Here is a 24,817-nt window from a genome sequence, read left to right as displayed (position 1 = left end):
GGCACCGCCACCCCCGGCGGCCAGACGTCCTGGCGGATGACCGTCCGCAACGACTCGCCGGACCCGGTCACCGAGTTCATCGCCTACGACAAGCTGCCCACCCCGGGCGACAACTACGTCCTCACCCAGGACGCCACCCGCGGCAGCACCTGGACCCCCTCCCTCACCCAGGCGATCACCGCCAGCGACCCGACCGTGCTGATCGAGTACAGCACCGACCCCAACCCCTGCGTCGAGGCCGTGATCGTCGACCGCACCGGGTGCAACAGCGCCGCGCTCTGGAGCCCGACCTTCCCCGGCCCGGGCACGGCCACCTGGTTCCGCATCCACCGCCCCGGCGCCATGGCCCCCGGCGAGTCCTTCACCCTCACCTGGCCGATGACCGCCTCCTACGACGCCCCCGAGGGCGACTACGCCTGGAACAGCTTCGCCTACACCGCCACCGACAACGCCGGCCGCCAGCTACTGCCCGCCGAACCCGCCAAGGTCGGCGTCGCCGTCAAACGCGTCACGCCCTCCAACAACGCGCTGGGCGACTTCGTCTGGCACGACCGGGACGGCTCCGGCGTCCAGAAGCCCGGTGACGAGGGCATCGCCGGCGTCAAGGTCACGCTGCTGGACGGCAGCGGCCAGCCCGTCCGCGACAAGGACGGCAAGCCCGTCACCACCGTCACGGACGCCAACGGCAAGTACCTGTTCGACAACCTGCCCGACGGCACCTACCAGGTCCGGTTCGACCTGACCACGCTGCCCCCGGGCGCCAAGGTCACCACCCGGCACGCCGGCACCGACCCGACCAAGGACTCGGACGCCGATCCGACCACCGGCATCACCCAGAGCGTCACCCTCAGCGGCGGCCAGCGCTACCTCGACCTCGACATGGGCGTGGTCCTCCAGACCTCCTCCCCGTCGCCGTCGCCCTCGCCGTCCCCGTCGCCGACCTCCTCGCCGAGCCCGAGCCCGTCGCCGACCCCGTCCCCCTCCCCCACCTCCTCCCCGAGCCCGAGCTCCTCGCCGTCCCCGACGCCGAGCCACTCGCCGAGCCACTCCCCGAACCCGACGGCCACCGGGACCCCCACCCACCCCCACACCCCGCACCCGTCGGAGAGCGGCGAACTGCCGCACACCGGCGGCTCCTCCTCCGACCCCCTGATCGGAGCGCTCGGCGCCATCGCCCTCCTCGGCGGCGGCACCCTCTGCTTCGTCGCCTACCGCCGACCGGGCCGCCACAGCTGACGCCCGCTCGTACCCCGCACCACGCCGGTGGCGCCGCCCCTCGATCGGGGCGGCGCCACCGGCGCGTCCGGCGCCGGTCCGTTGGTCCGTGGTCCGACGGTCCGGCAGTCCGCTAGTCCAGCTGGGAGAGCGCGTCGGTGATCAGCTTGGTGGCGAAGTCCTGGCCCTTGCCGGAGATCCGGTTGATGTACTCCGCGAGCAGGACCGCGGTGGCCTCCAGGGGGTTCATCTCCTCCTTCGTCCACGGTCCGTACTGGGCGCGCCACAGGTTGGGGCTCAGGCCGGTGCCGGCCGCGGTGAGCAGCCCGGCCATGGTGGGGACGACCTCGGGGCTGAAGGTCCTCGGCATCATCCGCATGGTGGTCACCAGGCTCGGGATCGCGTGCTCGATCACGTCCTCCTCGTGCTGCTCGAAGGCCTTGCACAGCCAGTTCATGTACATGTAGACAAGCGTGCAGGCACCTTCCACCACCGCCTCGGCCTCCGCAGGGCCGAAGGACGCGGTGAGCTGGTCGACCATCCGCTGGTGCTCGGGATCCGTCCCGGCCCTGCCGTCGTAGACGGCCTTGAGCCGGGAGTCGATCACCATGAGCGCTGCGCTCACATCGCCGACGGGAGCGTGTCGGGGGTCGCAGGACGGCACAGGACTCCTCCTAGAGCGGCCACGGCCGGTACGGCCGGTCCGTTCGTAGGGTAGGCGTCCGACCGGGAGGGGACCGACGGGTCCGGCCGGAAGCGCCCCGCGGTGCCGGTGCGCGAAGGCCGCCCCGGGTGGGGCCGGGGCGGCGCGGGGGCGGTCAGTGGGGGCCTGCCGCCCGACCCGCGTCAACCGGAATCGGCTCTCCACACGTCAGGGTGAGCCGCTGGAAGCCGGGTTGACTGCTGGGGCCGGGGGGCGGCCGGCTCGCGCTCCGGGCCGGCCGCCCCCTCCTACCTCCTTCCCGCCCTGTCAGCCGGCCGAGGCCGCGGACCCGGCGTTGCGACGGCGGACGTAGACGGTGGCGAGGACACCGGCGAGCACCGCGCCGCCGCCCATCCCCGCCACGGACGGGTCGATCATCGGGACCGCGGCGGCGGGCTCGGCCCCACCGCACTCGGCGTGGCCGATGACCAGGTCGGCGCCGTTCAACGACGGCAGCAGGGTGATGTGGACGGCGTTGACGGTCAGCACGCCGTTGGCGCCGGTGGTCTGCTCGTTGAGGACGATCGAGCCGACCAGGGGGATGTCGACCTTGGTGTTGGCGGGGGCGTTGGCCTGGAGGTTGACCGGCAGGATGCCGACCGTGACCGACCCGCCCGCGATCAGACCGCTGCCGGTGGCCCCGGTGGGCGTGGCCTTGCAGGTCGAGTTGACGCCGGTCAGGGCGACCGAGGCGACGCCGAGGTCGAGCCCGAGCTTCTCGACCGTCGCGGAGGCCGACGCGGTGCCGTCGGCGGGGTTCCCCGCGGTGGTCGCGGTGAGCGTGGCGTCGGTGGCGACCGGCCCGATGTTCAGGCCGACCAGGGTCCGGGTGCCGCCGGACGGGTAGGCCGACTCGGGCGAGGGCGCGACGGCGACCATCCCGCCCAGTGCCTCCGTGGAGACGACGTAGGCGTCGGCCGTGGGGGCGGGCAGCGCGGCGTACGCCGGGGATGCCACGGCGAGGGCTCCGACGGCGAGCGCGGTGCCGGCGAGGAGACGGTTGCGGGTGCGAGTTCTCACGGGTGGGCCTTTCGGACGGGGCACGGCGGACGTGGGTGTCCGCGGTGCGGGGGCAGGAAGGGGGTGGTTCAGGGATGGTGGTGCCGAGGAAGTGGCGCCAAGGGGGACGGTGCGGGGGTGGTGCTGGTGGTGCGTCGACTCCGCGGGCCGGCCACGGCGTTCGGCCGCGGCCCCACCGGCCGGGGAGAAGTCTCGGCCGCTCAGGCGGTGGCGATCTCCTGGGCGGCGGGCGCCGGCGGCGGCTCGGCCGTACGGGCCGTCTTCTGCCAGGAGCCCTTGCGCCGCACGATCCGCCAGAAGGCACGGACCGCGACGAGGTAGGTGGTCGCGGCGTACACCGCGAGGGCGAGGCCGTGACCGAGCGCGGCCCGGCGGGTGATCCCCGGCTCGCTGCGGCGCCGGTACAGCGGACCCCAGAGCGCGAACTCGGCCACCCCGAGGACCAGGTAGAGCGCGATCAGCACGGCGCCGCCCTGGCCGAGGAAGGCGAGCACGAACTCCGGGTAGACGAGGATGTTGTAGCCGAAGGCGGCGATCGGCACGGTGTAGACCACCAGGCCGAGGACCTGGAGCCAGGGCTGGACCATGAAGTAGAGGACCTCCAGGAAACCCAGCGTGGTGAACTCCCGGGAGCACCAGACCCGGCGCAGATAGGGCGCGCACTGCATCGAGCCCTGTGCCCAGCGGACCCGCTGGGTGATCAACTGCCGCACGTTCCACAGGGCTTCCTGGTCCACCCAGGCCGTCGTGGTGTAGCCGTTGCGCCAGCCGGCCAGCATCATCCGCAGCCCGAGCTCGAAGTCCTCCAGCAGCGCCCGGCCCCAGGGCTCGCCGCCGCCCCCGTCGATCGAGCGCAGTGCGCTGAGCCGGTTGGCCTGGCCGTTGCCGCCCACGTTGACGGTGCCGGTGAGCCGGCGGGTGATCTGGATGGCGGAGATCGGCCCGCGGAACTCGATGTCCTGGAGCCGGGCCAGCAGCCGGGCGAACCGGTTGGCCAGCCGCCCCCGGTGGGGCAGCGGAACGGCCACGTCGCGGTTGGACATCCGGACCTCGACCTGGACGGCGCCGATGGCCGGATCACCGAAGAAGGAGGGCCCGGCGAAGGTGTCCAGCATCCCCGGCGAGGGCCGCCCGTCCGCGTCCAGGACGATCAGGACGACCCGGTCGGCGTCGGCGGACTCCGGCAGCCAGGCCTCCAGCGCCCGGTAGGCGTCGTTCAGCGCGTCGCCCTTGCCGGTGCGCGCCCGCGGAAGCCGTCGGCCGACCAGGTGAACGGGCCGCCCCTCGGCCGCCCTGGCCCGCACCACCTCGGCGGTCCGGTCCTCGGAGTGGTCGTCGACGACCCAGACCCGCGCCCGGGGGAAGTGCCGGGCGAGGTAGTCCAGGGTGGTGCCGATCACCGCCTCCTCGTCCCGGCAGGGTATGAGGAAGTGCCAGTCGAAGCCGCTCGGGTCGCCCGGGGCGTCCGGGCCGGCCCGCAGGAAGTTGCGCACGATCACCGTGACGTAGGCGAGGAAGCCGATCCCCAGCACGAAGGAGAGGGAGACGGACAGGTCGAGCAGGGTCACGGCGCATCGGCCTCCGCGTCGCGGGTGGACGTTCGGGTGATCAGGAAGAGGAAGAGCAGCAGCGCGAGCAGACCGGCGGCCATCATCAGCACCGAGCCGAACAGGACGTGCGTCCAGCCGAACCCCTCGTCCCCGTAGCGGTTCTGCATGGCGACGATCAGCGTCAGCCGGCCCAGGTTGGCGGCGAGGACCAGGGCGGCCGCCAGGACGAAGCCGAGCAGGACCCGGGCCGGCCCGCGACTGCCGAACAGCAACAGCACTCCGGCCAGCAGGGCCAGCGGGGCGATCAGCAGGGCACTGCTGCAACCGGTGGTCAGGGCGATCCCGCGTCCGAGGCCGCTCGCGTCGCCGGCGTACAGCACCGGCGCGTCGGGGGCCGCGAGCAGCAGGGTCCGCAGGCCGAGCGCGTGCGAGACGAACCACTGCGCGCCGGCCATCTCCTGGAACCGGTAGGCACGTTCACCCGCGATCAGGGCCCCGCCCAGGCCCAGCAGCAGCGGCCCGGCCACCCCGGCGAGCACCCGGCCGGACAGCGGGGCGCCTCCGGCCGGCGACAGCGGCGAGCGGGCCGGGCCCGGTGGCCGGGAGGGTTGCGGGTGGACGTCTGCGGTCACGAGGAAACCCCTTGGGATCGGCGCGAGTTGACGGCGGGCGGTGGGGCGGTGGCGGTTCGGTGGGGCGATGGGGCAGTGGCGGTTCGGTGGGGCGGTGGGGCGGTGGCGGTGCGGTGGGGCGATGGGGGGATGGGTGGTACCGGGGCTACCGACCGTCCGGCTCCCGGCCGCCGGTCCCACCGGTCCGGTCCGCGCGGTCGGTCCGCTCGCCCCGGTCGGCGGCCAGCCGGCTGCGCCGCAGCAGGGCGACTCCCACCAGCACCAGGGCGGTGCCCGCCGCGGCCGCGACGCCGAGGCCGGGCGAGCCGGTCGAGGCGAGCACGCCGCCGCCGGCCGCCGTCGGGGGGAGTCCGCCGCCTATGGGTCCGTACATGGTGGTTCCTCTCATGGGGACCGGGTTGTCCCGATCTTTGCGATCTGGAGCCGTATGTTGCTGGGCCGATCGGATGATCGGATAGGTGCGCCGCGCCCATTCGGGTGGAAATCACCCGTTTGCCGTAACCGACCGCGCGGGATCGCCGAGACGCCGAACGCGGACCTCCTCCGGCCAAGTCGGCGCGACTCGGGGCTTTTTGATGCACCGGCATACGAACCAACGCCGGACCGCTTGAGCCCGGCCCACCCCCTATCCGCCAAGTGGGTGACATTGCTCCCGCTTGTGGATATTTCTTGCGAATCCCCTCATATCGTCTGCTGTTACTCCCCCATCTCGCCCCTTCGCCCCCTTCGGAGCGCCATGTCCTCGACCGACATCGCCCTGGTCCTCGGGACCCGGCCGGAGATCGTCAAACTCGCCGGGGTGGCCCGCCTCCTCGGCCCGCGGGCCCGCATCGTCTGGAGCGGGCAGCACTGGGACCCGGCCCTCACCACCGCCTTCTTCGCCCAGTACGGCCTCCCCCGGCCGCACCACCTGCTCAACGGCGTCGGCGGCGAACCGCGCGGCCGCCAGATGGGCCGGATGGTCAGCGCGCTGAGCGACCACCTCGCCTCCCGCCCGCCGGCCGCCGTGGTCGTCCAGGGCGACACCAACACCGCCGCCGCCGGCGCCCTCGCGGCACACTGCGCGGGCATACCCGTCGTCCACGTCGAGGCCGGCCTGCGCTCCTTCGACCCCGACATGCCCGAGGAGGCCAACCGCCGCCTCATCGCCCCGCTCGCCGACCTGCACTGCGCCCCCACCGCGACCGCCGCGGCCCACCTGCTGCGCGAGGGGATCGACGCGGACCGGGTGATCATCACCGGCAACACCGTCGTCGAAGCGACCCTGGAGACCCTGCCCGCCGAGCCCGAGGCCCGCCGCATCGTGGCCGAACACGCCGTCATCCCCGGCGGCTACCTGCTCGCCACCATCCACCGCCCGGAGAACACCGACGACGCCGCGCGGCTCGCCCAGATCCTCGACCAGCTCGCCGCCCTCGACCTGCCGGTGCTGCTGCCGCTGCACCCCCGGACCAGGGCCGCCGTCGAGGCGTTCGGCCTGCGCCGCCCGAGCGCGCGACTGCGCCGGATCGAGCCGCTGGACCACGCCGGGTTCCTCGCCCTGGCCCGGCACTGCCGGCTGCTGGTCTCGGACTCCGGCGGGGTCCAGGAGGAGTGCACGGTGCTCAAACGCCCGCTCGTCGTGGTGCGCAACTCCACCGAGCGCCCCGAGGCCGTCCGGGCCGGCTTCGCCCGGCTCGCCCGCCCCGGCCACGAACTCGCCCGCGCGCTGCGGGAACTGCTCGCCGACGAGGCCGCCGCGGAACGGCTGGCGCGGCTCCCCTCGCCCTACGGCAGCGGACAGGCGAGCGCCGAGATCGTCGCCGCGCTCCGCGACCGCTACCTCTCCCCCGGCCCGGCCGTCGGGCAACCCGCGCTGCCGCTCGCCGAGTTGGGGCTGGTCTGACGGGGCTGCACGCCGCCCCGCCGAAGCTCCACGGACGCGTCGCACGCCTCGGCGCCTCGCACGGCTCGCACGGCGCGACGGCGCGACGGCGCGACGGCACGGCCGCTCGACGGTACGGCCGCTCGATCACCGCCCGGTGCCCGGCGACCCCGCCCCGCCCTCCCGGCCGCCCCAGCCCCGCCCTCCCGGCCGGGCCGGCGAATCCCCGTGAACGGCGCGGGCCCGCACCCCACGCCCGTCACCCTGCCGGAGCGCGCGTCCACCCGTCACCCGGCCTCCGCCCGCCGCTCCAGCCGGGTGCCCGACCGCAGCGTGATCGACATCAGGTCGCTGGGGGCGTCCAGCTCCAGTCGGTGCCAGCGGCCCCGGGGCACGATCGCGGCGGTGCCCGCCGTCAGCCGCACCACGGACTCGGCCGCGCCGGGCTCGACCGGGCGGAGGTGGAGCCGGACGCCACCGGCCAGGCAGCAGACCGCCTCCTCGGCCTCGGGGTGCATCTCCCAGTGGTCGGCGTGGACGTCGGCGTCGCTCTCCACGTGGAAGGTCGCGATCTGCCAGACCCCGGCGTCGCCACCGGCCATCCGGCGCCCGGTGGCCCGGACGTCGCCGCCGGGGTGGATCTGCAGGGCCGAGGCGAACAGGTCCAGGGCCGCGAGCGGAGTGGTCGTCATGAGCGGTTCCTTCCAGTGGGTTCTCGACGGGGTGAGCGGGGCCGGGGGCTGTGCGCCTCCGGCCGCCACTCGGGCCGGACTATTTTTGTACGCGTATAGAAACTAGCCCCGAGCGATCCCCGCTGTCGAGCCCCGAGCGATGATGGAGCCATGCAGCAGCCCCCCGCCCCGCAGCCCTCCGCACCGCGACCCGACGGACCGCAGCCACCGTCCGCACCGCAACCCGCCGGACCGCGCCGCGCCGCGCGCAAGGCCACCGGGCGGCCACCCCGCATCTCCCGGGAGGAGGTCGTGACCGCGGCCCGCCGGATCGTGGACGAGGAGGGCGTCGAGCGGCTGACCATGCGCCGGCTGGCCACCGAGGTCGGCAGCACGCCGATGGCCCTCTACCACCACGTCCGCGACAAGGAGGAACTGCTCGTCCTGCTGCTGGACGACTACGCCGCACGGACGCTGCGGCCGACCGCCCTGCCGGCCGAGCCGCGCGAACGCGTCGTCGCCGCGGCGGCCGCGATCCACGAGGCGCTCGCCGCCTGCCCCTGGATCGTCGAGGTGCTGACCGGGGACAGCCTGATGTCCGCCCACTCCCTGTGGTTCGTGGAGCAGATCGTCGACGGCCTGATCGCCGGCGGCCTCTCCCCGGAGCGGGCCGTCCAGGGCTACCGCGCCGTCTGGTACTACACGGCCGGCGAGATCATGGTCCGCGCGTCGGCGGCCCGCCGCCCGGCCCCCGACGACCGCCCGACCCACCGGCAACAGGTCTTCGCCGAACTCGACCCGGAACGGCTCCCCCGCCTGGCCCGGCTCGCGGACCGCTGGGCACCGCTCACCGCCCGGGACACCTACCGGGACGGCCTGGACGCCCTGGTGGACGGCCTGCTCGCGGCCCGCTGAGCGGAGCCCCGGCCGGGAGCCGCCGCCTCCCCGCCAGGAACCACTGCTTCCTACTTCCCCACCACGACCCGGCCGAGAAGGCCGCTGAGCACACGCGGCGCCAGCCGCCGGGCCGTCCACAACGCCCGGGTGCCGCGCCCGGGGAAGGCCCACGCCCGGCCGCGCGCCAGGGCCCGGTCCATCGAGTCCAGCACCTGCTCCGGGCTCAACCCCCGCCGCTTGCCGATCAGTTCGGGGCTGTCCCGCCGGATGCGCGCCAGCATCGGGGTCTCCACCGCGGGCGGACAGACGCACAGCACCCGGATGCCGTCACCGCGGTGCTCGGCCGCGACGATCTCGGCGAGGTAGTGGACGGCCGCCTTGGCCGCGCCGTAGGCGCCACCCAGCGGCACGGGCACCCAGCCGCCGATGGAACCCAGGAGCACCAGCTGGCCCCCGCCCCCGGCGGCCATCGCCGGCACCACGGCCCGGACCGTCCGGAGCGTGCCCCCGTACAGGACGTCCATCAGGCGCAGGGTGTCCGCCGGGTCCGCGTCGAGCAGCCGCCCCATGTCCGCGACGGCGGCGCAGTGCACCAGCCGGCGGGGCGGGCCCAGCTCGCGGCCGACCTCACGGACCAGGGCGCCGACCGCCTCCTGCTCCGTGACGTCGCAGACGAACGGGCGCACCCCGGGGGCCTGTTCCGCCAACGCGTCGAGACCGGCCGCGTCGACGTCGACCGCCGCGACCGCCCAGCCCGTCCGGGCCAGCCGCAGCGCCGCCGCCCGCCCGATCCCGCTGGCGGCCCCGGTGACGATCGCCACCCCTCCCCGCACGGACACTCCCGGCACGGACGCCATCTGCCACACTCCCGCGGCTGCGGGGGCCACCGGACTCCTGCTCCCGGCACCGGAGGCCGGGCCCGCCCCGCGCCGACCGGTTCCTACCCGGCCGGCGCCCGATCAACTCGCCTCCCCCGGAAGCAGATTGACCCCACCCGCCGCCCCGCCCCCCTCTTCGTCCACCCGCTGCCTCAGCCGTTGCCGAAGAAGCCGAGCGCCCCCGCCGCACAGACCCCGCCGGCCCCCATGAAGACCGGGGTCAGCACCTTGATCTCCACCCAGCTGCCGGCCCGGAACCGCATGCCCTTCGGCGGCCCGACCGGGTACCAGCGCCGGCGCCCGATCGGGATCGGCCACAGCACCGGACAGCCCGAGACGGTCAGCGCGTCGCCCAGACAGTGCACCAGCGCACCGAGCGCGATCGGCAGCCCGATCCAGAGGTACTGCTGCCCGGGCTCCTCGAACAGCCACTGCGAGCCGTTGCCGGGCTTGTCGAGCACCTCCGCGAGCATCCAGGCGCTGGTCGCCCCCAGCAGCCACACCAGGACGTCGCTGGAGACCCGCGCGTGCCGCCACAGCAGGCCCTCGATCGCCAGCACCATGTGCACGAACAGCACCACCAGCACGCCCCAGCGGCCGCCGAACACGGCCACCGCCGCGGCGCCCGCCCCGCACAGCACCGCCCACAGCCAGGTGTGGGTCAGCGTGCGGTGGCCGCCCGAGCGCCGAGGGTCACCCTTGCCCCGAGTGGCCTTGTACACCGCGTACGAGAGGTTGTCGATCACCTCGCAGGCCGCCCGGGACACCGGCCCGAACGCCCTGGATATCGTCGCCGCCTTGTGGTCCAGGTCCGGCGCGAGCGCCGCGCCCGCGCAGATCAGCGCCCCCGCGAGCAGGACCGGCCAGGGCATCGGTTCCCCCATGCCGGCCGCCACCGCGCCCACCCCCAGCCACGCGGCCGCACCCGACAGCGAATGCGCCGGTCCCATCATGTCCGTACACCACCGATCCTCATCAGCTCCGTCCTCACCGCGAGGACCTGACATCACGGCAGCCTATCCGTCCATGATCACCGACCGGGGCGGCCGGTCGGTCGCCCGTCGGTCGCCCGGCCGGCCGGGCGAGCGTCAGGCCAGCGCCTTCTCCAGCGCGGCGAGGTAGCTCCGCATCAAGTGGTCGCGGATCCCCTCGCCGTCCGGGGAGAAGGCCGCGGCGCCCAGCCCCTTGGCCCGGTCGCTCAGCCCTGCCACCAACCCGACCCGTTCCTTGACACGGCCCGCCGAGTCGATGTGGCGCAGCGCCTCGACATGGGTGAAGGCGGGCTCCGGGGGCAGCTCGGGGACGATGTCGTTGCCGTGGACGAAGCGGAAGGTACGCCCCTTCAGGCCCTTGTCGTACGCGGCGGCGAGGATCCGGTCACAGGTACGGGGCTGGCCGAAGGTGTACACGCCGTCGGCCGCCAGCCGCGGATCCTCCAGGTCGAGCCGGGCGGCGACCAGCATGGCGAGCGCACCGCCCAGGCTGTGGCCGGTGAACCAGACGGTCTGGTCGCCGGTCCGCAGATCGGAAATGGCCTTGGCGACATCGGGAAAGACGGAGTCCAAGGCCTCGGCGAAGCCGTAGTGGACGTAACCCGTCCGGGCGGGGCCCGGCCAGGGCGGCGTGGTGGCGTCGGTGAGCCAGTCCCGGAGCTGCGCGGGCTCGGTGCCGCGGAACGCCGTGACGATCATGTCGTCGCCGGCCATCGTGTACGCCTGGGTGTCCTGCAACGGGAACGGCGGAGTGAACGCCGTCCGGTGGTGACGCACGGTACCGAAACCCCAGGCGTGGGCCTGCTCCTCGATGGTGGCCTCGTCCTTGTAGGCGAGGTCGGCGGCCCTCGCCATCCAGTAGGCGTGCGGCAGGCTGTAGCCGCTGACGTGCTGCTCGAAGACGGTGGGTACGGCCATGACGGCGCTCCTGTCGGTCCGGCGGAGGGTGGGCCCCAGCACCCGCCCGGCGCCACCCCCACAGGGCGCCCACCGTGACGCCCTGGTGACCAGCAGTGACGCTACCCCGCCCCCCACCCCGCACGCCCCAGCCACACCGGACCCCGCGCTTGAGACCGCATGACACACAGCCGCACCCAGGCGGGACGCAGCAACCGGCAAGCCAACCGTGAAACGATGTGCCAACGCTCTTTGACACCTCAGCAGTTCACCCAGCAGTCCCCAGATCCCACCGCGACCAATGGTCAAGGACCCGCAAACCCTCCGCTGCACCGCAGGTCACGAAGCCTCCTCCCCGCACCCGCGGGGGTCAGCCTGGCCGTGTCTCCGGCCGGCGGCGCGACCGACCCTGCCCGCGGCTGGCCCCTTCGGGCAGCTTCGGACACGGCGGTGAGCCCCCGCTCGGTGCGGCCTCTCCTGCCGGGCGAGGTCGGCTGGGCTGCGCGCGTGGCCGGGGAAGCGCTCGCCGGGCTCCTGCGGGCTTCGTGGCTAAGGCCCTGCCGTCTCCCCGTCGTCGGCCGCCCGGGCGGCGGCCATCGCGACCAGTGTCAGCCCGTCGAAGTCGACGGGCCTTCGGCGTTGCTCGCCCGCGGTGCGCAGCTCGAAGCCCTGTTCGTTGGCCGCCGTGTGGACGAGGACGGCGACGCCGGTTCCGACGCAGCCGCTGACGGCCTGCCAGAGTTCCTCGCGGGCCTTGGCCGAGATGGTGCCGACGTACAGCTGGGGCGTGACTTCGATGAGCCAGCGGGTGAGGGCGCCCCGCACGTGGTCGGGTACGGCGGTGGCGGACAGGACGGTCATGGCTGCCATCGGTGCTCCCCGGCAGTCCTGGTGCGGGCAGGACGGCGAGTCCTCACAGCAGCTCCTCCCCCGCGTAGTTGACCCCGCCGGGGACGGGGCCGGAGACCGGGTCCCACAGGTCGACGAGCTGCTCCTTCGGGTCCGGCAGGGTGATGTCCCGGTCGGGGGCGAGCAGGCGCTGGATGTCGGTGACGATGCGCGGCAGGAGCCGGAACAGCCGCAGGCCGTCCCGGAATCCGCGCCGGGCGTCGGCTTCCGGCTGCGGGGAGGCGTGCAGGGAGAAGGCGAGCGGGATGGTGAGCTCGGCCTTGTACAGGTCGGCGACGTCGTAGACGAACGCCTGCTGGTTGCCGCTGTGGACGAAGCCGAGGGCCGGCGAGCAGCCGAGGGTGAGGACGGCCGCGTGGACGATGCCGTAGAGGCAGGTGTTGGCGGACGACAGCGCGAGGTTGACCGGGTCCTGCTGCTCCCAGGAGTCGGGGTCGTAGTTGCGGCGGAACCGGCCGATGCGGTGCTGCTGGGCGAGCAGGCGGTAGTGGGCCTTGACCCGTTGTCCTTCCAGGCCGCGCAGCGCCGCGAGGCCGCTGCCTGCCGGGGCTGTGCCGCGGCCGAAGCGCTGCTCGTACATCGCGGTGGCGACGGCCAGACGGCTGTTGTCGTCCGCCCACGCCCGGGCCTGGCGTTCGAGCCAGGTGGTGCTGAGGGATTCGGGGACGGTGGCGGCATAGCAGCGGACGCCGCCGGATCCGGCGATGACAACGGTGGTTCCGTGGCGGGCGAGGGTGGAGAGGGCCCTGGCGGTGATGGAGGTGCCGGGGCCGAGGAGGACGCAGCCGAGGGCGGCGGTGGGGAGGTAGACGGCCTCGGTTCCGCGGTGGGGGCTGGTGACCTCGGCGCAGACGCCGGTGTCGTCCTGGACGATGCGGACGATGTCGAGGTACAGGAAGGAGAGGGAGTCGGCGACCCTGGGCAGCATGGCGACCGTGGGGGAAGCCAGTTTGCGCCGGGCGGCGCCGGGGTCGGGGCGGCGGCCGGTCACTGCGGCCCCCGGTGCGGGGCGATGCTGAGGAGGCCGCAGCCGTAGGCCTTGCCCTTGCCGATGCCCTCCGTGAGGCGGGTGCGCAGGCGGTCGGCGTCGGTGATGACGGCGGTGCCTTCGAAGAGGACGCGGTCGTGTTTGACGGGCCGTTGGTCGCTGCGCCGGTTCCCCTTGGCGGCTTCGAGGGGGCTGGAGTGGAGGATGCCGATGTTCAGGCCCGAGGCTTCGGCCTGGCGGGCCCACCAGTCGTCGGCTGCTGCGCCGAGGAGCGGGACGACGGCCTTGAGCCCGTAGAGCTCCCGGGTGGCCCGGGTGGGCCTGCGGATGGGGTTGGCGGCGATGCGATAGCGGATGTGCAGGCCGGGCCGGAGGGCGTCGAGGAGCGGGGTGAGCGGCTTGGTCACGGCCTGTCCGTAGCCTGTGGGCAGGCGGTCGAGCTCGGGCCGCTGCCCGCTCTGCAGGAGGATCTGGTCACCACCGGCGGTGGATTCGGTGCGGAAGAGCACGCCGAGGCGGCGGCGTGGTTCCTCCTCGGCGACGTGGTCGGGGAAGAGCGACATCATGCGGTGGTGCAGGTCGACGGCGCCGGCGGTGTCGCGGCGGGCGTCGCGGCTGCGCGGGTCGGGAACGATACGGGTCAGCCACAGGGTCATGCGGGGATGCTTTCGGGGCGAGTGGTGTGCTGGTCGAGGTAGTCGCCGAGGGCGCTCAGGTAGCCGGTGCCGAGGCCTCGGCAGCGCTCGGCGGGCAGGGTGAGGGTGCGCTGGTAGCGGGGGCGGGCGCGGTAGGACCGTCGCCGGGGGTGGAAGTCGACCGGGTCGTCGGTGATCTCTCCGACGGGGGTGCTGCCGTCGTCGCTCCCGGGCCGGGGGTGGTCACCGAGGCGGTCGAGTGGCTGGTCACCGTGGAAGACGACGTGGACGTTCCGGTCGCCGGCGCGGGCGCGGCGGGCGATCGGCAGGTGGACGAGATGGTGCAGGGGGTCGTCGACCAGGCCGAGCAGCAGCGGGCCCTCGGGAGGGCACGAGCGGCGCCCGAGGTACGGGGGCCAGTGCGGGTTCCGCAGCGCTCGCGCCCACTCGTCGAGGTGTTCGGGGGCTGCCGTGACGACGGCGGTGAAGGCGGCGTCGGTGAGGTAGTAGCGGTGGGACAGCAGGGTGGCGGTGGTGCCCGAGCGCTTCTTCCCCTCGGCGGTGGTGACCGTACGGGCGGCGGGCAGGCCTCCGCCGACGGTGTGCAGGTCGCGCAGGACCACGCCCGGGCGGTCGGCGCGGACGGTCAACGAGAGGGTGGCGAGGTCGCCGATGCCCTCGTCCCGCTTCCGGCCCAGGGCGGCGGCGAGCAGGCCGATGACGCCGGAGCGGGTGGGGAATCGGGCGGTATCGCGCTCGTTGAACTTGCTGGTCTCGCCCCAGGACTGCAGCGGTGCGGCGAAGCGCAGCAGCAGTCCCCGGGTGTCCGTGGCGGCGGGGCTCATACGCGGGCCTCGGCGGGGACGGTGCCGAAGGCCGCGTCGACGGCGGCGTCGATGAGCTCGGGGAAGGAGTCGACGCGGGTGCCCAGGCCGTCGAGGTCCTTGTCCTCGAGGCCGGCCCAGGCGGCGGCGACCGTGCCGCGCCGGCCGAGGAGCTTGTTGGCGGCGGTGGCGTAGCGGGCGAGGGCCGCGCGGGAGGCGGGGCCGTAGCCGCCGTTCTCGTGGGAGGAGACGGGCTGTTCGAAGGCGGCGGCGTAGGAGAGCGGGCGGTCACCGCGGACGGCGATGTGGACCAGGTCCGGGATGGTGTGGGGGGCGGTGGCGGTCTTCTTCGCCCGGGGGAGGGAGAGGATGAAGGCCTCGGCGAATCCGGCGGCCAGTTCGCGGGCGGCTCCGCGGTCACCGCCGAGGTTGCCGTGGAGGTCGGCGAGGTCGACGGTGGCGTAGCGGTAGAAGACGCCGGCGCTGAACTCGGCGTGGCCCATGTGGGCGCTGCCGGTGGTGTCGCCCCAGGCGGAGGTGACGTCGTCGACGGCGGAGAAGTAGTCGAGTTCGACGTCGGTGCCGTGGGTGGTGAGGGCGTGGGCGACCTGGACCGCGCCGTCCACGCCGGCGTCGTCGACCTCGGCGAGCATGCGGCCGAAGAGGTTGATGACGCCGTTGCGGCTGCGGAGCACTGCGTCGACGGCCTCCTTGGGCAGGACGCTCTTGTCGCCGCTCTTCTTGATGTCCTTCGCGCCTTCGAGTTCGGCGCGATGCTCCACGGCGAGGGCCGCGAGTTCGGCGACGGCGGTCTCGGGCACGTACACCATGGCGTTGGTGGTGATGACGGGCGAGTCCATGGCCGTCTCGAACTTGATGCTGCTGCCGGCCGCGACGTGCTGGCCTGCCCGCTGGGCGAGTTCGGCGGGCCAGCCGTGCTTCTCCTGGAGGAGCCGGGTGACGCGGGCGCCGATCCGGCGGGTGCGCAGGGCCTGCTCGCCGAAGCTGTCCTGGAAGTACTCGCGGACGGCGCGCTTCCAGCACTGGCTGCTGACCCGGGTGCGCTCGGTGTCACCGTAGCGGACGGTCTTGACGGAGTTGTTGTCGTCCCGGTTGAGGTTGGCGAACGGGATGCTCTGGACGACGTGGATGTCGAGGAAGCGGGGGGTGGTGCGGTCGGGGCCGGGCATGCTCTGCTCCTTGGGGGTGGTGGGTTCGGCGGGGGTGGCGGGTTCGTCGGCGCGGGCGTCGACCGTGGTCAGGCCGTGGGATCGGCTCCCCCGGCGCCGTCGGTCTCGGCCGCGGTGTCGGTGACGGCCCGGTCGGTGACGGCCGGGTCGGTGACGGCCGGGTCGGTGACGGCCGGGTCGGTCGCGTTGTCGTCCAGCTCGCGGGCCCGGCGCTGGCCGTCCTTCTCCAGGGCCCGGTGGTAGTCCTGGAGCCAGATCCGCTTGATGGTGCCGGAGCGGCGCCGCCACCGGCAGAGGTCGACGAGGAGCTGGGCCCAGTCGATCTCCACGTCGCTGCCGCGCAGTTGGCGGACGGCCCCTGGCAGGTGTCGGTGCAGCCCGTCGAGGCTCTGGCGCGTCAGCAGGTTGAGGCGGGTCTCGGCCGAGGTCTCGCGCAGGCCGCCTCCCTTGGCTCCCTTGAGCACGCCGTCGGCGAAGGCATGGCCGAGGCTGCGCGGCTGGAGCCCCTTCGCGGCGGCGGGAGCCGTGCCGTCGGCGAGGCCGGTCGGGTCGCCGGGGACGTCCGGCACCGTCCCGGCGCCCGTCGAGGTGGCCGCCGTGGTCGTCCCGGTGCCCGTCGAGGTCTCGTCCATCTCCGACGTGGCCCCCTTCTTCGAGGCCTCGGCCTTCGCGGCGGCGTACTGGTCGCGGCGCTGCGCGGCGATCAGCGACGCGACGGTGTAGAACGCGCGCTGGACGTCGCGGCTGCGCGTCTGCTCGTCGGTGAGCCAGGAGGCCACGAAGCGGTGCATGAACGGCACGGCGTCCAGGTCCTTGCCCACACCACGGCGCAGCGCCGCGCGGACCCCGGGGTCGTCGTGGCTGCGCTGGTCGATCCTGGTGGTGAAGGCGCGGGCCCGTCCCAGCGAGGGGACCAGGGCGGCTTCCTTCGCCGGGCGTACCGTGTCGTCCGCGGGTTTGGCCGGGCCCGGGATGCTGGTGGTGTCGCTCACGTGTCCTCCGTGCTGGTGGTGCGGCTTGCGGCGGCGCTGCTGCTGCCGGCGGGGGCCTTCACCGGCCCGCCGTACAACTCGATGCGGGCCTTGGTGCAGGCCTTGGATCCGCGCATGGTCCCCAGGGCGCCGTAGGTGACGGCGTCGTAGGCGCGCTCGGCGAGCAGCCGGAAGGCCACGGCGGCGCCGTCGAAGTCGTGTTCGCCGAGGCGCTTCCAGAACTCGGCCTCGGCGGCGGGCCAGTAGCGGGCCGCCGCGTCGACGGCCCACGTGCAGTCGCGGATCTTGGGTGCTTCGGTGAAGGCGGCCCAGGCCTTCTTGACCGCCCGGTCGAGGCGGTCGCCGTACCGCTCCCCCAGCACGCGCAGGCGGCCGATCTCCACGGCGATCGTGGGTCCGTCCAGCTCCACGAGACCGAGTACGGGCGGTGTCAGGGCATCGACGAACTGGATGTCCTTGGCCTGCCCGTCCTGCTCGAATCCGAGCGCGTGCACCCGCAGTTCCTCCGAGACGTCCGAGGCGGTCCCGAACACCGTGGGGCGCCGGGGCTTCGCACTGCCGGCGGGGTTCTTGAGCAGCAGCGCGTCCAGGTCCCGCCACAGGGCGCGGTGCGAGTCGGCGGGCCGCGGGTAGGGGTTGCCCTGCTTGCTGGTCTGCCAGATCAGGAACGGGTCGCCCTCGCGGGAGATCTTGTCGCGGTAGGCCCAGGTGATGAACGCGTCCTTGACGAACGCGCCGGTGTCGTCCGGAACCAGCAGGAGTGCGTGCTGCGAACGGGCGGTGAGTTCGGAGCAGGGCCCCCTCAGCGGCGGCGGGGCGGCGAGCGGGTCCGGCAGCACCTCCCACTCCCACGGGCAGAGGTCGGTGTCGCGGCGGACGTCCGCGCCGGGTTCGGGCAGCGCGGCCAGTAGCGACTCGAAGAGGGTCTCCCCCTCCGGGTGGTACGAGAGGGTGCTGCGCAGCGGGCCGGCCTTGCTGCCGGCGTCCTTGACGTCGCCGACGGTGCGGCTGGAACAGCGCCCGGAGGGCCCGTAGTAGTGCCACACCAGCAGGTGCAGGACGGCCTGGGCCGGGGTGGGCAGGTCGGGGGCGGCACTGTTGACGTGTTGGAACCAGGAGTGGTTGTTGCCCGACGGGCGGGTGGTGATGAGCTTGTCGACGCCGGCGGTGTTCGCCGGGTCGCACTGCTCGGCCAGCCTCGGATCCTGGAGGAAGGGACGCGCGGAGTCGAACAGGTCGAAGCGGTCGCGGTGGTTCGCCACGAACTCCGCGACCCGTTCCGGGTCGAACCGGCCCTCGTCGACCAGCTCGCTGCGCCGTACCGACCAGTCAGCGGTCGCGGACCCGGACCGGGCGCCGGACTCGTCGGAACGGACCTGGTCGAGCCGAGCCATCCGGGCCGTCACCGCGTACAGGACGCGGTACAGCGCGGACAGCGCCGGCGGGATCTCGATCGTGATCTGTTCGATCTCGTGGGCGCGCAGGAGGAGTTCACGCAGACCCACCGCTGGTGGGTAGGACGCGCTCAGGTCCGTTTCGTCGTTGCTCCCTCCCGGATGCGGGCCCCATCGAACGGGGACCCAGGCTTCGTCGAAGAGGTTGTAGGCGGGCGGTGCGGAAGTCATGCGGCCTCCGGCGAGGCAGGTACGGATGATCACAGGATGGGTAGGCTCTGCCTGGTCCCCACGGACGAGTGGGGGTGAGCCGTACGGCGCTTAGGAAGCGGCCGTGTCGGTTGGTCAACTCCCCGCACAGGCGGGGGTCTCACGGCCTCCGGGCGGGCTTTCCCCTCGCCCGGCGGCCGTGCGGTCAATCTATCGCCAAGTACGGCGCTTATTAGGTCAGTTCTCCGAAATTCCCACCTTCGAGTACTCGATCCGCCGCTCCCCCAGCCGGCCCGTCCAGCGTTCGCCGTCCCAGCGGAAGCGCAGCAGTGCGAGGTCCGCCAGCAGGGGCCGGTCTCGCCAGGCCGACGGAACGGCCTCGTCCTCGGCGCGCCCGCGGAGCCAGCGCCCGGGCAGCGGCACGGTGTGCCGCATGATCAACGCGATGTCGTCCCGCTTCGGCGCGGCCCTGGACGGCGGCAGCGGCACCTGACGGTCGGGCGCGAAGCTCAGCCGCCCGTCCTCCCGTTCGAAGACGCACACCGCCCGCCCGCTGTCGGCGCCCAGCCGGGTGGTCAGCAGGTCCTCGGTGATGCCCAGCCCGCGATCGCTGAGCGGGGAGAGGTCGCCACGCACGTCGTACGGCGCCTTGATGCCGGTCAGGTCGGCGAGCTGCGCCTCGGCCACCGCCGAAGCGATGCGCTCGGCGTCCATTCGCTGGAGCTCCTGCGCGGCGGCCTTGTCCAAGTCCACGCCGAACTCCTCGGCGTACACCTCGTCCACGAGCCGCTGAACATCCCCGGGCACCTCGATGGCGCCCCCGGCCTGCGCCCGCAGCAACAGGCTGGTGCGGCGGAGCAGGGAGGCGTCGTACACGGTGCCCCAGGAACGGGGCACCGCCACATCGCACTTGTCGTCGAGCGGCTCCAGTACGACCATGCGCGGCTCGGTGGACCTGCCCGTCCACGCCGGACGGTGGGAACGCTCGTGGCGCTTGCCACGACCGGCCCGCTGCAACAGCTGCGCCAGCGGGGCGAGATCGGAGACGATCAGGTCGAAGTCCAGGTCGAGGGACTGCTCGACGATCTGGGTGGCCACCAGGATCGAGCCCGCGCGCGGTTCGGCCGCTGCCGCCTCGTCCGCCGGCTTCCCGTAGGCGGACTCGCAGTCGGCGGTGATGCGCTGCCGCTCGTGCGCGGGGAACCGGGAGTGCAGCAGCCGCAACCCTCCCTCCCGCGAGGCGAGTTCGGGCAGCACGGACTCCAGGTATCGGTACGTCCGCTGAGCCTCGTCCACCGTCGTGCAGCAGACGAGCACGCAGCCACCCTCGCGCTCGACCGGGGCGAGGAGCTCGCGCAGCGCCTCGCGACGGCCCTGCCGTCCGGACTTCGCCGCGGCTCTCGCGTCATCCCGGACGTCCCAGTGCACCTCGCGCATCTCCACCCGCAGCGTGCGGGCCCGGCTGCTGCCGACCGCGCGGGGCTCGGACACCACGCCGTCCTCCGCACTCACGAAGAGCCACCCGGGGTAGCGGGGCTCGACGGCGCTGGGCTCACAGAAGCCGGCGCCGCGCCGGTACGCGTCGACGAGCGACGAAGCCGCCCGGCCGGTCAGCGTCGCCGACAGCAGCACCACCGGGGCACCGAACGCACCGAGCCACTCCAACAGCCGCACCAGCAGACTGTGCATCCACGGGCCGTAGGCGTGCGCCTCGTCCACGACCAGCACCTTGTTCGACAGGCCGAACAACCGCAGGAATCCGTAGCGGATCGGCAGCACCCCCGTGAGCACCTGGTCGATGGTGCCGTTGGCCAGCGGCGCGAACAGGCCCCGCCGCCCGGTGCGCAGCCACTGGCCGGCCTCGGTGTCCGCGAGCACGGCCGCCCCGTCCGTCACCCCCTGCCCGGGAGCGTAGTCCGGGCTCAACCAGGCCATGCTGTGCAACAGGGTGAGCGCGCGGTCGCCCTCGACATTGGCCTCCGCGAACCTGCGGACCCGGGTGAACATCGCGTCCGCCGTGGCCATCGTCGGCAGCGCGAAGTAGACCCCGGCCGCCCCGGAAGCCCGCGCCATCACCGACGCCGCGTGCAGCGCGGCCTCGGTCTTGCCGTCCCCCGTCGGCGCCGTGACCAACAACAGCCCCGGGCCCTTCACCTCCACGGGCAGGCGCTCGGCGACGTCGGCCTGAAGCTTGTTCGGGGAGAACGGGAACTGTTCGTCGAACGGCCTGTCCGGAAAGACCGCCCGCCCCAGCCCTGCCTCCCGCACCCACCCCGGCGCGGCGGCGGCAGCCACCCTGAAGTGCTCGGCGAGATCCGCGTCCCCACCCCTCCAGCCCTCCCCCGGCATGCGCGGCTCGATGACATCGACCTGGCTGGCCAGCCAGTCGGCCACCACCACCAGCCCCGCGACCACCACCGCCAGCTCCCCTGGCAGCACGGACTCCAGAGCCGTCTCACCCCCGACCGCCCGACGGACCGCATGCGCATGCGCGAGCCGCTGCTCCCGCCACCCCTCGGCGCTCCCGAGACCGGGCTGGTAGCCGGACGGATTGACGACCTCCTTGACCAGCAGCGGCTCCGCGAAGCAGCCGTGGTGCCCGCCGAGGAGCTGGGCGATCTGGTGAGCCGGAGACTGCCTGACGGGCTTGCGGAGCGGATAGCCGCACTGCTTGAAGAACTCGACCAGACCCCAGTGCGTCGCCGTCTCGTGCCGCAGGAAGCCGCTGCGCCTCGCGGCCGGATTGTCCTCCACGTACCTCTGATCCTCCCGCAGCTTCGCGAACTCCTCGGCGACCAGCTGCTGGAAGTGGAGCGAGACCTTCCCTACGTCGTGCAGCCCCGCCCACAACATCACCACCGCCCGGGCCTCACCCTCCGAGGCCCCCACAGCCCCGGCGATCCGGACACGCATGCGCTCGCCCAGGACGGCGTCCCACAGGGCACCCGCGACCGCTGCCGTGTCCAAAAGGTGGCAGATCACGGGGTACGGACCGGGGAGGCCTTCACGCTTGCCCCACAGGCGGGTGTCCGGCTCGGAGGGGGTGAACCCACCAATGGGATTGCTGTCAGTCATGACTGAATGGCTATCAGCTACCACTGACACACCATCAAGGCAGCTGAACAGCCGGCAGCAGCGCGTGGAGGCGGAACCGAAGGCTTCCCCAACGCATCACCCCAGGTCACAGGCGCCGGAGGGCACCCACGGGTGGCTCACGTAACGATTCCGGCACCCGACATCGGCGCCAACTTGGGCGTAAGTTAGCCCGTTTGGGCTAAAGCCCTCCCGACACCCGGACTGCGCCCAACCCCCACGCCGAGCCCACAGAGCCCGCAGAGCCGCACGCGAACGACGGCGGAGCCAAGCGGCCAACGCGGCACACGTGACATCATGCGGAGGATCCTTGACACCTCAACCACCCAACGGTGCACGGACCGGGGAGCTTCGCCACCACCTAAACAGTCAAGAATCGGCAAAGCCCCTACTCCACCGCAGGTCAGGAAGCCTCCTCCCCGCACCCGCGGGGGTCAGCCGACGTCCGAAACCGTTACACGAGATTGTGGGCTCTCCTCCCCGCACCCGCGGGGGTCAGCCGGAGGGCGGCGAGGCGCTCCAGCGCGGTGGCGCCTTCTCCCCGCACCTGCGGGGGTCAGCCGTCGACGGCGGCGTGCATCACTGTCGTCCCTGTCTTCTCCCCGCACCTGCGGAGGTCCGTCGTCGCGCCGACGGCTGCCCCCGGCGTACACCACAGATCGCGGCTGGGCCCGGAGGGCCCACAGATCGCGGCGCCGCCGGGGCGGTCACGCGCCTTGGCGCGCGCCGGAGGAAGCCGTCAGCCCTCCGCCAGCCGTCGTGCGATCCGTTCCCGTGCGCCGAGCGCCCGTGGGTTGTCGTGTCCGGCCAGCAGGGTGTGGGCCTCCGTCCAGTGGTGCCGGGCTGCCTGGGGGTCGTCGGTGGACAGTGCTGCCGCCAGGGCGTCGAGGGCGAGGGCCTCGTGCCAGGGGTCGCCGAGGGCGTGCTGGGTGGCGGCGGCGCGGCGGAGGAAGGCGGCGGCTTCCGGGGCGCGGTCGAGGGCGCGGTAGGTCTCGCCCGTGCCGTGCCAGGCGAGGGCTTCGCGGCTGCGGTCGCCGAGGCGGCGGTGGAGGACGGCAGCCCGCTGGTAGGAGTCGAGGGCTTCGGCGAGTTGCCCGTCCGACCGTTGGGCGTCGCCGAGGGTGATGAGCCAGAAGCCTTCCAGGCGGTGGTCGCGCAGGTTCAGGGCGATGTCGAGTGCGGCGTGTGCCGGGGCGAGCGCGCCGGCCGGGTCGCCGTTCTCGCGTCGGATGTCGCTCAGCAGGCGCAGGGCGTTCCCCTCGCCCCGCTGGTTCTTCAGTGCGCGGTGGGCCGTCAGCGCCTGGCCGACGGCGGCTTCGGCCTGCGGCAGGCGTCCGGCGCGGTAGTGGGTGCTGGCGAGGTTGGCGAGTGTGGTCGCCTCCCAGTGGGCCTCGCCCAGCTGCTGGAAGGCGGCGAGTGCCTGCTCGAAGTGCCTTGCGGCGTCGTCCAGTTGCCGTCGGTGCAGGTGGACGAGTCCGAGCAGGTTCAGCGAGTGCGCCTCGTTGGGCCGGTCGCCGAGTTCGCGCCACAGCGCCAGTGCGTTCCGGTGGCACTCCAGGCTCTCGTCGAGGGAGTTGACCCGGGTGTGCGCCATGCCGAGGTCCGTGAGGAGCAGGGCGCGGGCGGTGTCGTCGGCGAGGCGTTCGGCGGCCGCCAGCCCGAGCCGCCCTGCCGCCGGCCAGTCCGTGCCCGGGGCGGAGGGGGCCTGGGCGTTCCAGAGGACGGCGGCCAGTTGCCAGGTCCGCCGGTCCTCGCCCGCAACGGAGGCGGCGTGTACGGCCTGGAGGAGGTTGGCACGTTCGCGTTCGGACCAGTCCACGGCGGAGTTGTAGTCGGCGAAGGCCGCCGGCCGGACTCCGTCGGACGCGGGGTCCAGCGGCAGCCGGTCCTCGGCGGGCCGCAGCCACTGCTGGGCGGCGTCGGCGGTGTGCAGGTACCAGTCGAGGACGCGGCGCAGCGCGGCCTGGCGCTGCGCGGGCGATTCCTGCTGCTGGGCCTGGTCGGTGGCATAGGCGCGCAACAGGTCGTGGAACTGGTAGCGGTCGGGCGCGCTCTGTTCCACGAGGTGCGCGCCGACCAGGGAGTCGAGGAGCTGCCGGGTGCGGTTGGGGGTGAGGTCGGCGAGGGCGGCCGCGGCGTGGAGCCCGAAGTCGGGCCCGGGATGGAGGCCGAGGAGCCGGAACAGGCGGGCGACCTGCTCGGGCAGGGCGCGGTAGGACCAGGCGAAGACGGTGCGGACCGCGTCGGCGTCCTCGTCGTCCCCCACGCTGAGGGCGTCCCAGAGCGCGGATTCGTCGCGCAGTTCGTCGATCAGGTCGTCCAGACCCATGTGGGGCAGGCTGGCGGCGCGTTCGGCCGCGATGCGCAGGGCCAGCGGCAACCGGGCGCAGAGGCGGGCCAGTTCGGCGAGCTTGGCCGGGTCGTCCTGGGGCCGGTACCCGGCCGTGACGGCGCGCAGCAGGGCGACGGCCTCGGCCTCGGGCAGGGTCCGCAGGGTGAGCCGGTGGGCGCCGTCGCGCACGGCCAGGCCGGACAGTCGGCTGCGGCTGGTGACCAGGACGAGGCATCCCGCGCTGCCGGGCAGCAGCGGCCGGACCTGGTGCGCGCTGGCGGCGTTGTCGAGGACGACCAGGACACGGCGTTCGGCGAGCAGGGAGCGGTAGAGGGCGGCGGCCGCGTCGGGGTCATGCGGGACGGACTGGGCGCCGACCCCGAGGGAGGTCAGGAAGTGGTGCAGCGCCTCCTGGGCGGTGACCGGCCGGCCCGGGTCGTAGCCGCGGAGGTTGACGTACAACTGGCCGTCGGGGAACCGGTGGCGGGCCTGGTGGGCCCAGTGCAGGGCGAGCGAGGTCTTCCCGGCGCCGGCGGTCCCGGCGATCACGACGACGGCGGCGGAGGTGGCCGGGGCGACGGTACCGGGGGTGCCGCTGGTGCCGGACGGGGCTCGCTCCTCGCCGGCCAGGGCGGCGTCCAACTGGTGGAGTTCGCTCGTGCGGTTGACGAATCCTCGGACGTCGGCGGGGAGTTGGCGTGGGGTCGGGGTGGTGATCGACCGGTCGGGCCCGCCTGGTCCGGCTGACCCTTCTGGCCCTTCTGGCCCGTCCGGCCCACCGGGTCCGCGGTGGAAGTGGATGCCTCCGCTGACGTCCCTGGCCTGGACCACGTCCTGGGCGGAGGACCCGGACACGCTGGAGCGCGTGCCTCCGGGACCGTCGGCGCTCCCGCCGCGCTCGTCTGCCACAGCGCTCCGTTCCTGTCCGGGT

General features: G+C 73.6%; 21 protein-coding genes. 3 read left to right on the top strand and 18 right to left on the bottom strand.

The features are described 5' to 3' along the window. On the top strand, positions 1-1,236 hold a 1,236-nt coding region (locus ACWD4P_RS27400; RefSeq protein WP_449781428.1), incomplete at its 5' end, for an SdrD B-like domain-containing protein. 112 nt (positions 1,237-1,348) lie between these two features. On the opposite strand, the gene ACWD4P_RS27395 is transcribed toward ACWD4P_RS27400, so the two are convergent. From ACWD4P_RS27395 to ACWD4P_RS27375, 5 genes are all read right to left on the bottom strand, one after another. Next, a complete protein-coding gene (locus ACWD4P_RS27395) occupies positions 1,349-1,825 on the bottom strand; it encodes a hypothetical protein (RefSeq protein ID WP_359818737.1) in 477 nt (158 codons plus the stop codon). A 360-nt stretch (positions 1,826-2,185) separates the two neighbouring features. Further along, complete coding sequence (locus ACWD4P_RS27390) at positions 2,186-2,938, bottom strand: choice-of-anchor P family protein (protein ID WP_449781427.1); 753 nt, start codon at positions 2,936-2,938, stop codon at positions 2,186-2,188. Positions 2,939-3,138: 200 nt separating this feature from the next. Next, complete coding sequence (locus ACWD4P_RS27385) at positions 3,139-4,506, bottom strand: glycosyltransferase family 2 protein (RefSeq protein ID WP_449781426.1); 1,368 nt, start codon at positions 4,504-4,506, stop codon at positions 3,139-3,141. After that, entirely contained in the window at positions 4,503-5,120 is a 618-nt protein-coding gene (locus ACWD4P_RS27380) for an archaeosortase/exosortase family protein (protein WP_449781425.1), read from the bottom strand. The genes ACWD4P_RS27385 and ACWD4P_RS27380 overlap by 4 nt, the downstream gene beginning before the upstream one ends. Positions 5,121-5,265: 145 nt before the next feature. After that, positions 5,266-5,493 carry a hypothetical protein gene (locus ACWD4P_RS27375; protein WP_359818653.1) on the bottom strand — a complete coding sequence of 76 codons (228 nt, stop codon included), beginning with the start codon at positions 5,491-5,493 and terminating at the stop codon, positions 5,266-5,268. A gap of 363 nt (positions 5,494-5,856) precedes the next feature. Between ACWD4P_RS27375 and wecB the strand changes: the two genes are divergently transcribed. Continuing rightward, the gene (wecB, locus tag ACWD4P_RS27370) at positions 5,857-7,005 is read left to right on the top strand and encodes a non-hydrolyzing UDP-N-acetylglucosamine 2-epimerase (protein ID WP_449781424.1); all 1,149 of its coding nucleotides are present in this window, start codon (positions 5,857-5,859) and stop codon (positions 7,003-7,005) included. A 266-nt stretch (positions 7,006-7,271) separates the two neighbouring features. On the opposite strand, the gene ACWD4P_RS27365 is transcribed toward wecB, so the two are convergent. Beyond that, positions 7,272-7,676 carry a cupin gene (locus ACWD4P_RS27365; RefSeq protein WP_449781423.1) on the bottom strand — a complete coding sequence of 135 codons (405 nt, stop codon included), beginning with the start codon at positions 7,674-7,676 and terminating at the stop codon, positions 7,272-7,274. A 150-nt stretch (positions 7,677-7,826) separates the two neighbouring features. Between ACWD4P_RS27365 and ACWD4P_RS27360 the strand changes: the two genes are divergently transcribed. Next, positions 7,827-8,570, top strand: coding sequence for a TetR/AcrR family transcriptional regulator (locus tag ACWD4P_RS27360; protein ID WP_359818660.1), 744 nt, complete (start codon positions 7,827-7,829; stop codon positions 8,568-8,570). Between the two features lie 50 nt (positions 8,571-8,620). On the opposite strand, the gene ACWD4P_RS27355 is transcribed toward ACWD4P_RS27360, so the two are convergent. From ACWD4P_RS27355 to ACWD4P_RS27300, 12 genes are all read right to left on the bottom strand, one after another. Further along, a complete protein-coding gene (locus ACWD4P_RS27355; protein WP_449781422.1) occupies positions 8,621-9,409 on the bottom strand; it encodes an SDR family NAD(P)-dependent oxidoreductase in 789 nt (262 codons plus the stop codon). 173 nt (positions 9,410-9,582) lie between these two features. Continuing rightward, a complete protein-coding gene (locus ACWD4P_RS27350) occupies positions 9,583-10,383 on the bottom strand; it encodes a metal-dependent hydrolase (RefSeq protein ID WP_359818666.1) in 801 nt (266 codons plus the stop codon). A gap of 135 nt (positions 10,384-10,518) precedes the next feature. Continuing rightward, positions 10,519-11,340, bottom strand: coding sequence for a lipase family protein (locus tag ACWD4P_RS27345; protein WP_449781421.1), 822 nt, complete (start codon positions 11,338-11,340; stop codon positions 10,519-10,521). A gap of 528 nt (positions 11,341-11,868) precedes the next feature. Beyond that, the gene (gene cas2e / locus ACWD4P_RS27340; RefSeq protein WP_449781420.1) at positions 11,869-12,189 is read right to left on the bottom strand and encodes a type I-E CRISPR-associated endoribonuclease Cas2e; all 321 of its coding nucleotides are present in this window, start codon (positions 12,187-12,189) and stop codon (positions 11,869-11,871) included. A gap of 43 nt (positions 12,190-12,232) precedes the next feature. Beyond that, positions 12,233-13,156, bottom strand: coding sequence for a type I-E CRISPR-associated endonuclease Cas1e (gene cas1e, locus ACWD4P_RS27335; RefSeq protein WP_449781432.1), 924 nt, complete (start codon positions 13,154-13,156; stop codon positions 12,233-12,235). Positions 13,157-13,215: 59 nt separating this feature from the next. Further along, complete coding sequence (gene cas6e, locus ACWD4P_RS27330; protein WP_449781419.1) at positions 13,216-13,872, bottom strand: type I-E CRISPR-associated protein Cas6/Cse3/CasE; 657 nt, start codon at positions 13,870-13,872, stop codon at positions 13,216-13,218. After that, positions 13,869-14,696: a type I-E CRISPR-associated protein Cas5/CasD gene (gene cas5e / locus ACWD4P_RS27325; protein ID WP_449781418.1), complete on the bottom strand. Its 828-nt coding sequence runs from the start codon at positions 14,694-14,696 to the stop codon at positions 13,869-13,871. The genes cas6e and cas5e overlap by 4 nt, the downstream gene beginning before the upstream one ends. After that, positions 14,693-15,865 (bottom strand): type I-E CRISPR-associated protein Cas7/Cse4/CasC, encoded by a 1,173-nt coding sequence (cas7e, locus tag ACWD4P_RS27320; RefSeq protein ID WP_449781417.1) that lies wholly within the window; start codon positions 15,863-15,865, stop codon positions 14,693-14,695. Before cas7e ends, cas5e begins: the two co-directional genes overlap by 4 nt. Positions 15,866-15,933: 68 nt before the next feature. Continuing rightward, complete coding sequence (gene casB, locus ACWD4P_RS27315) at positions 15,934-16,857, bottom strand: type I-E CRISPR-associated protein Cse2/CasB (protein WP_449781416.1); 924 nt, start codon at positions 16,855-16,857, stop codon at positions 15,934-15,936. Further along, the gene (gene casA, locus ACWD4P_RS27310; RefSeq protein WP_449781415.1) at positions 16,854-18,482 is read right to left on the bottom strand and encodes a type I-E CRISPR-associated protein Cse1/CasA; all 1,629 of its coding nucleotides are present in this window, start codon (positions 18,480-18,482) and stop codon (positions 16,854-16,856) included. The genes casB and casA overlap by 4 nt, the downstream gene beginning before the upstream one ends. Positions 18,483-18,698: 216 nt before the next feature. Continuing rightward, positions 18,699-21,536, bottom strand: coding sequence for a CRISPR-associated helicase Cas3' (gene cas3, locus ACWD4P_RS27305; RefSeq protein WP_449781414.1), 2,838 nt, complete (start codon positions 21,534-21,536; stop codon positions 18,699-18,701). Positions 21,537-22,293: 757 nt separating this feature from the next. Beyond that, positions 22,294-24,528, bottom strand: a complete 2,235-nt coding sequence (locus tag ACWD4P_RS27300) for an ATP-binding protein (RefSeq protein ID WP_449781413.1) — start codon at positions 24,526-24,528, stop codon at positions 22,294-22,296. Between the last annotated feature and the right edge of the window lie 289 nt (positions 24,529-24,817).

The sequence above is a fragment of the Kitasatospora sp. NPDC002543 genome, assembly GCF_053594915.1.
The sequence above is the reverse complement of the archived record's forward strand: the minus strand, read 5'-3'. Positions and strand labels throughout refer to the sequence as shown.